The sequence below is a fragment of the Pseudomonas arcuscaelestis genome (genome assembly GCF_016881005.1).
Lineage (GTDB): Bacteria > Pseudomonadota > Gammaproteobacteria > Pseudomonadales > Pseudomonadaceae > Aquipseudomonas > Aquipseudomonas arcuscaelestis.
Genome location: NZ_JACOPV010000001.1, coordinates 312818 through 324849, shown reverse-complemented (window position 1 = coordinate 324849; position 12032 = coordinate 312818). Strand labels below are relative to the sequence as shown.

Here is a 12032-nt window from a genome sequence, read left to right as displayed (position 1 = left end):
AGGACAAATTGACGTCTAAGCTTTGATCCAGCTTGGGGCTGGACTATCGAGGAGCCACTACATGAAGAGTCGTCTGCCGATGCTGGCATTGGTCGTGGGGCTGGCGAGCCCGTTGGTGCATGCGCAAATGTTGCAACCGGGTTTGTGGGAACTGACCACCAGCAACATGCAAGTCGATGGCAAGCCGCTGCCGGACATGGGCTTCATGCTTGGCCAGTTGAAGAACCTGCCGCCCGAGCAGAGGGCTATGATCGAAGGTGGCTTGGCCAAGCAGGGGATCAGTGTGGCAGGACAAGGTGTGCGTTCGTGTCTGACACCTGAACAGGTTAAGAGCAACGATATCCCGCTGCAGGACCCGAAGTCCGGTTGCACTCAGAAGATTACCGAGCGCAGCGGCAACGTGTGGAAGTTCACCTTCACTTGCCCAAAAGCACAAGGCGCCGGACAAGCCACCTTTCTCAGCGATCGGGAATTTCTCACTGAGGTCAGTGGTACCTTCAATGCGTCGGGAGTTCAGCAACAGGGCAGTATGAATACACGCGCTGTTTGGCTGGGCAATGATTGTGGCGCTGTGAAGCCACGGACTTAACAATCGCTTACCAATGCCACTGACTGTGGGCGACAGCATCGTGGGCATGCAGGCTTTCCGCATGTTCCACGCGCAATGCAAACCCACTCAGCCAAGACATGCTTCTCAGCGCCTGGTGCAGTCTTCGAGCGGCATCCTCACAGAACATCAAATTTTGGCCATTGGCCAAGGCAAAGGCCTGTTCATCGGCTCGTTTGACGGCTGTCTGCACCGCGGTACCCAGCACCGCCTCAGCTTGGTCGATCAATGCCTTGATTGGTAGAGCGTCGATGTCGTTATTAAGACGAACTTGCAGTTTTGCCGTGCTGCGTTGACTGTGGGGTGTGGCAACTACGCCTTGAGCACTGCCCAGCCAGGTGAGCAGGTCTTCATGATTCAGCGTCCGCTCGCTGAAATCGGCCAAAAACTGTTGCTGAATTAATTGGCGGGCCAAGGCAGCCGAGCATGGGCAAGTAGAGGAGTAATCGAGTTCCACATTTAGTTCCACGTGGAACACTTCATCTTTTAGCTGTGCATTCAGCGTGACTGGATAAGCTTTCCACCCTGCCAACGGACTGATTGCTGCGGGTCGCTTCAGCATGAGCTCAAAGCGCAGAGCAAGAAAAGCAGCGGCAGACAAGCCTGTATGACTTTGCAGAAATCCGTCTAAAACCCGGCGCAGCAGGGATGGGGTAAGCGTTTGATCCTCAAAAACATCGAGTGCCACGTACAAGCGCGACATGTGGATGCCGCGCGCCGCGCCATCGTCCAGGCTTACTCCTGCGTCGGCAGTTGCCGGCAGTGTGCTGCCATCAAATAACACCGGAACGGCTATGTTGCACATGCCAACCCAATCAAGTGGCAAAAAAGTGTGGTTCGCTTGCGCAGCGATATCTGGAAGCGTGAGGGCTGTCATGTCGGTCTCTTTGTCTGGATAAGTCAGTTAATCGCAGCCGCTCAATCGATTGCAGCGCACGCTGAAGCGTTGGCCATTTGAACTCGATACTCGATTCAAGGTGGTCCAGCCAACCTTGCGGCTGTATCCCACCCAGGTTTCACCGTCGCTGGCCAGTCCGGTATAGAAGGTCAGTTGTCCATAGCGACTGTTGGTCTGCGACCACAGCCGCTTACCCGTCACTTCATAACCGCGTAAATAAGTGGTGCTGCCTTCGGTCCGTACGCTGTAGTAGTTGCCCTGCGCGTCACCACACGCCAGCAGGGTAGCGCTGCGTGTACACAGCGCGAGGCCCGCGCTCATTGGCGCCGCTTCGGTACGAGCAATTGACAGACACAGCGGCAACGCTGCTGTCACAGCGAGCAAACGCAACGAGTTCATTTCCTGGCGTCCTTCTCGGGGGCCGTTGTCGAGTTGAATCAAAGCAGAGTGGCGAGATTATATTGTTATACTATAACATCACGCAATGCATCGCTCGAATGCACTTTGCTTAATGAGGACCTGATGATGCCCAATCGCCTTCCCGTCACCGTGCTATCCGGCTTTCTCGGCGCCGGAAAAAGCACACTGCTCAACCATGTCTTGCGTAACCGCGAGAACCTGCGGGTCGCGGTTATCGTCAACGACATGAGCGAAATAAACATCGATGCCAGTGAGGTGCAGCGAAATGTCACCCTTAACCGTGCCGAAGAAAAGCTCGTGGAAATGAGCAATGGCTGCATCTGTTGCACCCTGCGGGAGGATTTGCTCGAAGAGGTTGGGCAGTTGGCACGAGAAGGTCGTTTTGATTATTTGTTGATTGAGTCCACTGGTATTTCCGATCCACTGCCGGTTGCCGAGACATTCACTTTTCGGGATGAGCAAGGTCGTAGCCTGGCGGATCAGGCACGGCTGGACACCATGGTCACAGTTGTTGATGGCGTGAATTTTCTACGTGACTACCAGGCAGCAGAAAGCCTGGCCAGCCACGGCGAGACCTTGGGTGAGGAAGATGACCGCTCTATTACTGAACTGCTGATCGAACAGGTCGAGTTTGCCGATGTGATTCTGGTCAGCAAGATTGATTTGATCAGTAGTCACGAGCGCGAAGAGCTGAGTGCCATCTTGCGCAGCCTTAACGGCAATGCTCGGATTGTGCCGATGGTGATGGGGCAGGTGCCTTTGGAGTGGATACTCAATACTGGTTTGTTCGATTTCGAGCGTGCCGCCCAGGCGCCTGGCTGGCTGAAGGAGATGCGCGGTGAGCATGTACCGGAAACCGAGGAATACGGTATTTCTGCTACCACTTGGCAGGCGCGGCGACCGTTGCATCCACAGCGTTTTTTCGACTTTATCAACGGTCCGTGGCGCAATGGCCGGTTGCTGCGCTCGAAGGGCTTTTTCTGGCTAGCGAACAAGCATCAGGATGCAGGTAGCTGGTCGCAGGCCGGTGGAATGATGCGCTACGGCTTTGCCGGGCGCTGGTGGCGCTTCGTGCCGCGTGAGCATTGGCCGCAGGATGAACAGAGCGCTGGGGCGATTCGCAAGAACTGGGTGGCTGAATGTGGGGATTGTCGCCAGGAACTGGTGTTCATTGGCCAGAACATCGATTTCGCCCTGCTCAAGACCCAGCTCAGCGCATGCCTGCTGACCGATGCAGAGATGGCCGAAGGCTTGGAAAGCTGGTCTCAATGGCCAGATCCTTTCGGCCCCTGGTACGAGGAGGAGGCAGCCTGAGCGCACATGCTCAGGTATTGACTGGAAGATGTGAAATCAAGGCATAGTGACGTAAATTCCAGGCTTGTATCTTCATATGCTGCAGAACATACCCACCCATGTAATTGCCGGCCCGTTGGGGGCCGGCAAGACCACCCTCATTCGTCATCTGCTAGGCCAACGGCCCGCAAACGAACGGTGGGCGGTGCTGATCAACGAGTTTGGCCAGATAGGCCTCGATGCCGCTCTGCTCAGCACTGACGACAAGGGCATTGCCATGGGAGAAGTGGCGGGCGGCTGTCTTTGCTGCGTCAACGGCGCGCCGTTTCAGGTCGGATTGGGGCGTTTGTTACGCAAAGCCAAGCCTCACCGGTTGTTTATCGAGCCCTCTGGGTTGGGGCATCCACTTCAGTTGCTGGAACAGCTTCGACAGGCTCCTTGGCGTGGGGTGTTGGCGGTGCAGCCGGCTGTAATGGTGCTGGATGCGCAACACTTGGCTGAGCGCATACCTTTGCCAGAGGCACAGGTGCAAGCCCTGCCCGGTGCAGGCTTGCTGGTACTGAACAAATCGCTGAATCTGACCGAAAAACAGCGTCTGTGGATAAGTTCCCAGCTGCCAGACAAGCCTATTTTCTGGACCGATCAAGGTCGTCTGCCGCTCATGGCGTTACCCAGCCAAGTGCTTGAGGATGCGACCACCCCAGCTGTGGGTAATCTTGTATTGCCCAATGGGTCCGGGCCTTTGCCCGCCCTGTGGATAACTTCGGGCACACCGATCTGTGAGATTCGCGATGCAGCAGAAGGTTGGAGTATTGGCTGGCGTTGGCATCCACAGCAGGTGTTTGATCGGATGCGCATCGAACAGTTTTTGCGCAGTTTCGCCTGGCGCCGCGCGAAACTGGTTATCCACAGCCCTGAAGGTTGGCAGTCGATAAATGCTTTGCAGGGGGAAAGCCCTCTGCAATGGCAGTTCAGTGAATGGCGGCGGGACTCACGTATCGAGCTGATATTTGCTCAGCCTCAAGATGGCGACAGGCTTCAGGAGGCTATGCAGGCTTGCCTGGTCTAGTTGCGCCAGCGGTTATGGTCCTGGCGCCACTGATTCATTTCGATGACGTTGTCGGCTTGCTGCGCAGGTTTGATTTCAAACGGGTAGGGCGCCAGTTCTATCTGCATGCTGTGTGCACCGAATTGGGTGACGGTGCCCGGATGGCGCTGTTCGCCGGTAACGGTGAATTCGAAGTTATACACACGAGCCAGGCGCTTGCGGCCGTTGGCGTCGCGGACAAAGCCAATTCGCTTTAGCGCGACGTTGCCGTCGAGCAACTCCAGATCGAGTTTTGCGCAATGCTGCTTGACCCTTTCCAGGGCCTTTTCACGCAATCCGTGGTTGTGCCATAGCCAGGCGCCGGCTGTGGCCAGCAACATCAGCACGGAGAGATTACCCAGGGTCAACATTTGCGAATGCTCCAACGTATTATGCCAAGCTTAACTGCCTCCCTGGTCTGTCGTACAGGTGGCTGTTGGCGCCATACTGCACGCCTTGAATTTCATCTAATTGCTTCGGAAGCCTTGCATGAAACGTACGCCGCACCTGCTTGCCATTCAGTCTCATGTAGTTTTCGGCCATGCCGGTAATGGCGCGGCAGTGTTTCCGATGCAGCGGGTCGGTGTGAATGTATGGCCTCTGAACACCGTACAGTTCTCCAACCACACTCAGTATGGCCAGTGGACGGGAGAAGTGCTTGCGCCAGCTCAAATTCCCGCACTGGTAGAGGGAATTGCAGCGATTGGAGAGCTGGGTAACTGCGATGCAGTGCTATCAGGTTACCTGGGCAGCGCCGAACAAGGGCGAGCAATTCTCAGCGGGGTGGCGCGAATCAAGGCGGCGAACCCCAAGGCCATCTATCTCTGTGATCCAGTAATGGGGCATCCGGAGAAAGGCTGCATCGTACCGGCCGAAGTCAGCAGCTTTTTGCTCGAAGAAGCATCGGCAGTCGCTGATGTGTTGTGTCCAAACCAGCTGGAGCTGGACAGCTTTTGCGATCGCCGGCCTGAATCGTTGGAAGATTGCGTGGTCATGGCTCGCAGCTTGCTGGCGCGCGGACCGAAAGCGGTGCTGGTCAAACACCTGGTCTACCCCGGACGTGGCGCTGATGATTTTGAGATGCTGCTGGTTACTGCGCAAGACAGCTGGCACCTGCGTCGGCCGCTCTTGGCTTTCCCGCGACAACCTGTAGGCGTCGGTGATCTGACTTCAGGGTTGTTCCTGGCGCGCCTGTTGCTGGGTGACAGCTGGGTGGCAGCGTTCGAATTCGCTGCAGCAGCGGTTCACGAGGTACTGTTGGAAACCCAGGCCTGCGCCAGCTATGAACTTGAGCTGGTGCGGGCCCAGGATCGCATCGTACATCCACGCGTGCGTTTTGAAGCGCAACTTCTTGGCTATTAAAGCGCGTCGCCCTTGAGTTCCTGGTAACGCTTTTCCAGCTCCTGGCGGATCAATCGGCGCTGCTTTCCTTGCATGAAGCGGCGCTTCTCTTCACTGCTTTCCGGCTGGCGGGGAGGAACTGCCACCGGCTTGCGGTCGTCATCGACGGCAACCATGGTAAAAAAGCAGCTATTGCTATGGCGCACCGAACGTTCGCGGATGTTTTCAGTGACGACCTTGATGCCAACTTCCATTGAGGTGTTGCCGGTGTAGTTGACCGAGGCCAGAAAGGTCACCAGCTCACCGACATGTACCGGTTCGCGAAAGACCACCTGGTCTACCGACAGGGTTACCACATAGCGACCGGCATAGCGGCTAGCGCAAGCATAAGCCACTTCATCGAGGTATTTGAGCAGCGTACCGCCATGAACGTTGCCAGAAAAATTGGCCTTGTCCGGGGTCATCAGGACGGTCATCGACAGCTGGGCGTTTCCAGGTTCCATAGTGTGCTCACGGTGAGGTTGCGCTGAGGCGGGGTGGCGACTGGTATTCACGCTTCTTTCCCCTATTTCGATCCCATTAAAAGACGGGACGCTGACAGCGGCCTTGCCGTCACGCTATTAGTGCCATACACGGCGTTGAATTGGTCGATCTGTTACCACTTATTGCATCGGCTTTTCGCGACAGGTGGCGGTGTTAACCTGAAGAAGCCCATGCAAGATGGGCGTTCTGTATTAAATCATTATGTACCCGCAACTCAATCCACGTGCAGGAGTTGCGCTGTGTCCATGGTCCCAAGGTAAGGAGTACCACGCCGTGCATGCCATCAGCTTCATCCAGGACCTGGCGGTGATCATGCTGGTTGCCGGTGTGGTGACCATCCTGTTTCACCGCTTCAAGCAGCCGGTCGTACTGGGTTATGTCGTCGCCGGCTTTATTATCGGCCCGCATACCCCACCTTTCGGACTGATTCACGACGAAGACACCATCAAGACGCTTGCCGAGCTTGGGGTGATTTTCCTGATGTTCTGCCTAGGGCTGGAATTCAGCCTGCGAAAGCTCTTCAAAGTGGGCGCCACCGCGTTCATCGCGGCGTTCCTGGAAATCGTGCTGATGATCTGGATCGGCTTCGAGATCGGCCGCTGGTTTGGCTGGAGCACCATGGATTCGCTGTTCCTGGGCGCTATCCTGGCGATTTCCTCAACCACCATCATTGTCAAAGCGCTCAACGATCTGAAGATGAAGAACGAGCGCTTTGCGCAGTTGATCTTTGGTGTGCTGATCGTCGAAGACATTCTCGGCATCGGTATTATTGCGCTGCTTTCAGGGATCGCTGTCAGCGGTTCTGTGAGCTCCGGCGAAGTATTCTCCACGGTCGGCAAGCTATCGCTGTTCATGATTGTGGCGTTGGTCATCGGTATTTTGCTGGTGCCGCGCCTGTTGGCTTATGTCGCGCGGTTCGAAAGCAATGAAATGCTGCTTATCACCGTACTGGGACTGTGTTTCGGCTTCTGCCTGCTGGTCGTCAAGCTCGAATACAGCATGGTGCTGGGCGCATTCCTGATCGGCGCGATCATGGCCGAATCTCGTCAGTTGATTAAAATCGAACGGTTGATCGAGCCGGTCCGCGACTTGTTCAGCGCTATTTTCTTTGTTGCCATCGGTATGATGATCGACCCTCAGGTACTGGTCGAATATGCCTGGCCGATCGTGGTCATTACCGTGGCCGTGGTGTTGGGCAAGATGCTTTCCTGTGGCATGGGGGCTTTTATCGCTGGCAACGATGGGCGTACCTCGCTACGTGTGGGCATGGGCCTTTCTCAAATTGGCGAGTTCTCATTCATCATTGCAGCGTTAGGCATGACCTTGCAGGTCACCAGTGACTTTCTGTATCCGGTGGCGGTTGCCGTGTCGGCTATTACCACGCTGCTCACACCCTACCTCATCCGTGGCGCCGACCCATTGTCGCTGAAGCTTGCCAAGGTGGTTCCGCGCCCTCTGGCGCGAGTGCTGTCGCTGTATGGGGAGTGGCTGCGCAGCATTCAGCCACACGGTGAGGGTGCGCTATTGGCGTCGATGATCAGGCGCATCCTGTTGCAGGTGGGGGTGAACCTGGCTTTGGTGGTAGCGATATTTTTCAGTGGCGGTTATTTCGCTGCGCGTATCGGCGAATACCTGGGTAAATGGATCAGCGATGTGGGTCAGCAGAAGGCGCTAATCTGGGGCGCTGCATTGTTGCTGTCGCTGCCATTTTTGATAGCGGCCTATCGCAAGCTCAAGGCGTTGTCGATGTTGCTGGCGGAGATGGGCGTCAAGCCGGAAATGGCCGGCCGTCATACTCAAAGGGTCCGTCGGGTGATTGCCGAGGTCATCCCGTTGTTGTCGCTACTGGTGATTTTTCTACTGTTATCGGCACTTTCGGCAAGCATTCTGCCAACCAGTGAGTTGCTGATATTGATTGTTGTGGTGGCGGCGGGGGTCGTTGCATTGCTCTGGCGTTGGTTTATCCGGGTGCATACGCGCATGCAGATTGCGTTGCTGGAGACCCTGGAAAACCATCAGGAGAATCACCACTAGAGGTGGACGCTTCCTGCACGAGGCGACTCGAGTGTCCGAGGGGATGGAGCGGTAACGAAATCGCCACGCACAGGAAGGCATGGCGATTCTACGAACATTAATGGCAAACGGCCATTAATTTATGAGGATATTTCTCATTCAGCTTTCTAGCCAGACATCCCGGGCCCAGTGCCAGACAGACTCCCAGCTTTCTTCGGTGACGAGCTCTTCTTCACCCGACCAAAGCACCACGGTGCCATCTTCCTCGACACAGTAGTAGTCGTCGCCATCCTGACAGATTGGGATCAGCTCGCGCGGAACGCCCATGTCCCAGGCTGTAGCGGCTACTTCTGGCAAATAGGTGTGAGATTGCGGATCGGTGACTGTCACTGGCTCCAGGCTGCCATAGACCACATCGCTCACCGTCAGCAGGAACTCCTTGAAGACGAACGGAATATTGATGAACAACTGTTCTTCGATTTCGACCAACTGGTCTTCATCCGGCAACTCAAGCGGCACCGGTACCGGTTCGTTGGCTTCTCGGAGCTGTTCGATGACTTCTTCCACGGTTCTATCCTCTAACCTTTACGACACGCTGCGCGTTATACCCTAGTAGCCCACCGCGCTAAAAGCAAAACCCCGGGGCAAGCCCGGGGTTTTTTTGTGCAATGCCTCAAGATCAGCCGTTCTGGCGGATCCCTGCGACCAGCCAAGGCTGGTTTTCGCCTTGGGCGCGTTCCATGTTCCAACTTTCGCTGAACTGTTCGCCTTGGTCGAAACGCGAGGTTTTCGACACGCCGGTGAACGTCAGGGTGGCGATGGTCTTGTCGGCGCGGTCTTCGACACCTTCAAGTTGCACGTCGAGGTTGTCGATGTAGGTGGATTGGAAGCCATCACCCAGATCAGCACGTTCCTGCTTGAGGAACTGCAGCATCTGCGGGGTGACGAACTCGGCGATCTTGTCCATTTCGTTGGCGTCCCAGTGCTGCTGCAGCGTCTGGAAGTGGTTGCGCGCAGCAGCCAGGAAGCTCTGCTCGTTGAACCATGCTGGCGCATTGATTACCGGACGGGCGGCTGCGGCAGGTGCGGCGGAGCCACCGAAGATCGACGGCTGGGCAGCAGGCTGGTGAGCTTCGCGCTGGAACGGCGCGTGACCGGCGGCGGCCATTTGTGGCTGCTGCTTGCGGCGACGGGCGGCGATGAAGCGGAACACCAGGAAGGCGATCACAGCCATGATCAGGATGTCGAAGATCTGCATGCCTTGGAAGCCATCGCCCATGAACATCGAGGCCAGCAGGCCACCGGCGGCGATACCGGCCAGAGGGCCGAGCCAGCGCGAGGCACCGCTGGCGGCTGCAGGTGCGCGACCTGGAGCGGTTGGCGAGGCGGCTGGCGTAGTCGGCGCAGCCTGGCGGGTTTGGTGCATGGGCGCTGCGCCCGAGCTTTTGCCGCCACCGAGGCGTTTGGCGTTCGCGTCGAGGCTCATCGTCAGGCCGATGCACAACGCCAGGGCGATGCTAAGAAAACGTTGCATAGAAGGGTATTCCCGTTTTGTGGATTGCACGCGCGTCATGTTGCACAGGTTGTAACGCGCATGACCAGAGCCAAGATGTTTCCATCTTTTGCCTAAGCAGGCTTACCTCTACAGCGCTTCTAGCTTGGCATAGCCAAGCATCAGCCATTTGCTGCCTTCTGCGAAGTTCACCTGTACCCGGGCCTGGGCTCCGGAACCTTCGAAGTTGAGGATTACACCTTCGCCGAAAACAGCGTGTTGCACCCGCTGGCCGAGGTTGAAGGAGGTCTGCGGAATGTTGGCATTGGCAAACAAACTGCTACTGTTTTGCTGTTGTCCCGAGCCGAAAGGACGGCTGACGCTGTTGGACAAGCGCACTTCCTGGATCAGTCCAGCCGGAATCTCGCGTACGAAACGAGAGACCTTGTTGTAGGTTTCGCTGCCATATAGGCGTCGGGTTTCGGCGTAGGTCATTACCAGTTGCTGCATGGCACGAGTGATGCCGACATAGGCCAGACGGCGCTCTTCTGCCAGGCGGCCAGGTTCTTCCAGGCTCATCTTGTGCGGGAACAGGCCCTCTTCCATACCCACCAGGAACACATGGGGGAACTCCAGGCCTTTGGCGCTGTGTAGAGTCATCAGCTGAATGCTGTCTTCATGCTCGTCTGCCTGGGCATCGCCGGCTTCCAGCGAAGCGTGACCCAGGAAGGCTGCCAGCGGGGAGAGTTCGGCGTCTTCTTCGCTGGTTTCGAAGTTACGCGCGGCGCTGACCAGTTCCTCAAGGTTTTCTACCCGTGCCTGACCCTTCTCACCTTTTTCTTCCTGGTGATACATGATCAGCCCGGACTGCTCGATCACGGTTTGGGTCATCAGGTGCAGCGGCATTTCCATGACTTTCGCGGCAAGGTTCTCAATCAGCTCGATGAACGCCGCAAGGGCGCCTGCTGCGCGGCCTTTGAGGGCTTTGTTGGCGATCAGCAGGCTCATCGATTCCCACATTGACACTTCGGCGTGCCGCGCATGATCGCGAATCGCTTCTACGGTTTTCTCACCGATGCCCCGTGGCGGAACGTTGATTACCCGCTCCAGAGCGGCGTCGTTGCCGCGCCCTTCGAGCAAACGCAGGTAGGCCATGGCATTCTTGATTTCAGCACGCTCAAAGAAGCGCTGACCACCATAGATGCGGTACGGGATACGCTCGCGCAGCAAGGCTTCTTCAAGCACGCGGGACTGGGCGTTGGAACGGTACAAGATGGCAATGTCGCTGCGGGCCAGCCCCGTCTTCAGCACGCTTTCAATGGTTTCGACCACATAGCGCGCTTCGTCATGTTCGTTGAAGGCGGCGTAGAGGCTCAGGGGTTCGCCATCGCCACCATCGGTCCACAGCTCTTTGCCCAGACGATCGCTATTGTTGGCGATCAGGGCGTTGGCTGCCTTGAGGATCCCGGCGGTAGAGCGATAGTTCTGCTCCAGACGGATCATTTCGGCGTCGGGGAAGTCGGCGCTGTACTGGTGAATGTTCTCGATCTTGGCGCCGCGCCAGCCGTAGATGGACTGGTCGTCGTCGCCGACAACCATCAGGCTGTCCCCACCTTTGCAAAGCAGGCGCAGCCAGGCGTATTGCACGGCGTTGGTATCCTGGAATTCGTCCACCAGCACATGACGGAAGCGCCGTTGATAGTGTTCGAGCAGACCAGGATGGTCGCGCCATAGATCCAGCGCGCGCAGGAGCAGTTCGGAGAAGTCGATGACCCCGGCGCGCTGGCACGCGGCCTCGTAGGCTTCATAAATGCTGCGCATGGTGCCCAGGTACAGATCACCACTGGCCTGGATGTGCTGCGGGCGCAAACCTTCATCTTTCTGCCCATTGATGAACCACTGGGCCTGGCGCGCCGGCCAACGTTGTTCATCGAGACCCAGCTCACGGATCACTCGCTTGACCAAGCGTTGCTGATCATCACTGTCGAGGATCTGGAAGTTCTGGTTCAAGCCGGCTTCTTGCCAATGCGCACGCAGCAGGCGATGGGCCAGGCCGTGGAAAGTGCCTACCCACATACCGGCCGGGTTGATGCCCATCAGTTGCTCGATACGCTGGCGCATCTCGGCAGCGGCCTTGTTGGTAAAGGTCACCGACAGAATCGAGTGTGGCGAGGCCTGCTCGACCTGGATCAACCAGGCGATGCGGTGCACCAGCACACGGGTTTTGCCAGAGCCGGCACCGGCCAGAACCAACTGACGACCGACGGGGGCCGCTACGGCCTGGCGTTGGGCGTCGTTGAGAGAGTTCAACAGGAGAGAGAGATCATCGCGCATCCGG

Annotated in this window: 12 protein-coding genes; 5 read left to right on the top strand and 7 right to left on the bottom strand. The window is 57.0% G+C overall.

What is annotated here, in order from left to right; all coding sequences use genetic code 11:
• Positions 1–61 precede the first annotated feature (61 nt).
• Positions 62–589, top strand: a complete 528-nt coding sequence (locus tag H8F21_RS01495) for a DUF3617 domain-containing protein (RefSeq protein WP_203477266.1) — start codon at positions 62–64, stop codon at positions 587–589.
• 7 nt (positions 590–596) lie between these two features.
• Here H8F21_RS01495 and folE2 read toward each other — a convergent pair whose 3' ends face one another.
• A complete protein-coding gene (folE2, locus tag H8F21_RS01490; RefSeq protein ID WP_203477270.1) occupies positions 597–1484 on the bottom strand; it encodes a GTP cyclohydrolase FolE2 in 888 nt (295 codons plus the stop codon).
• 27 nt (positions 1485–1511) lie between these two features.
• Positions 1512–1895: a glutamine synthetase gene (locus H8F21_RS01485; RefSeq protein WP_413242975.1), complete on the bottom strand. Its 384-nt coding sequence runs from the start codon at positions 1893–1895 to the stop codon at positions 1512–1514.
• A 135-nt stretch (positions 1896–2030) separates the two neighbouring features.
• Between H8F21_RS01485 and zigA the strand changes: the two genes are divergently transcribed.
• Together zigA and H8F21_RS01475 are read left to right on the top strand one after the other, a co-directional pair.
• Entirely contained in the window at positions 2031–3239 is a 1209-nt protein-coding gene (zigA, locus tag H8F21_RS01480; protein ID WP_203477508.1) for a zinc metallochaperone GTPase ZigA, read from the top strand.
• Between the two features lie 76 nt (positions 3240–3315).
• Positions 3316–4287, top strand: coding sequence for a CobW family GTP-binding protein (locus tag H8F21_RS01475; protein WP_203477273.1), 972 nt, complete (start codon positions 3316–3318; stop codon positions 4285–4287).
• Here H8F21_RS01475 and H8F21_RS01470 read toward each other — a convergent pair.
• The gene (locus H8F21_RS01470) at positions 4284–4676 is read right to left on the bottom strand and encodes a DUF3301 domain-containing protein (protein WP_136478806.1); all 393 of its coding nucleotides are present in this window, start codon (positions 4674–4676) and stop codon (positions 4284–4286) included. The two genes, H8F21_RS01475 and H8F21_RS01470, sit on opposite strands and share 4 nt — an antisense overlap.
• A gap of 118 nt (positions 4677–4794) precedes the next feature.
• Between H8F21_RS01470 and pdxY the strand changes: the two genes are divergently transcribed.
• On the top strand, positions 4795–5667 hold the full coding sequence (pdxY, locus tag H8F21_RS01465) for a pyridoxal kinase PdxY (protein ID WP_203477276.1): 873 nt from the start codon (positions 4795–4797) through the stop codon (positions 5665–5667).
• Here pdxY and H8F21_RS01460 read toward each other — a convergent pair.
• Entirely contained in the window at positions 5664–6149 is a 486-nt protein-coding gene (locus H8F21_RS01460; protein ID WP_203477278.1) for an acyl-CoA thioesterase, read from the bottom strand. The genes pdxY and H8F21_RS01460 overlap by 4 nt on opposite strands.
• 313 nt (positions 6150–6462) lie before the next feature.
• Between H8F21_RS01460 and H8F21_RS01455 the strand changes: the two genes are divergently transcribed.
• Positions 6463–8223: a cation:proton antiporter gene (locus H8F21_RS01455; RefSeq protein WP_203477280.1), complete on the top strand. Its 1761-nt coding sequence runs from the start codon at positions 6463–6465 to the stop codon at positions 8221–8223.
• Positions 8224–8361: 138 nt separating this feature from the next.
• Here the strand turns inward: H8F21_RS01455 and H8F21_RS01450 are convergent, their stop codons facing one another.
• From H8F21_RS01450 to uvrD, 3 genes are all read right to left on the bottom strand, one after another.
• Positions 8362–8769, bottom strand: coding sequence for an SMI1/KNR4 family protein (locus H8F21_RS01450; RefSeq protein ID WP_203477282.1), 408 nt, complete (start codon positions 8767–8769; stop codon positions 8362–8364).
• Between the two features lie 112 nt (positions 8770–8881).
• Complete coding sequence (locus H8F21_RS01445) at positions 8882–9736, bottom strand: Tim44 domain-containing protein (RefSeq protein ID WP_203541791.1); 855 nt, start codon at positions 9734–9736, stop codon at positions 8882–8884.
• Between the two features lie 108 nt (positions 9737–9844).
• Positions 9845–12028, bottom strand: coding sequence for a DNA helicase II (gene uvrD / locus H8F21_RS01440; RefSeq protein ID WP_203477294.1), 2184 nt, complete (start codon positions 12026–12028; stop codon positions 9845–9847).
• Positions 12029–12032 lie beyond the last annotated feature (4 nt).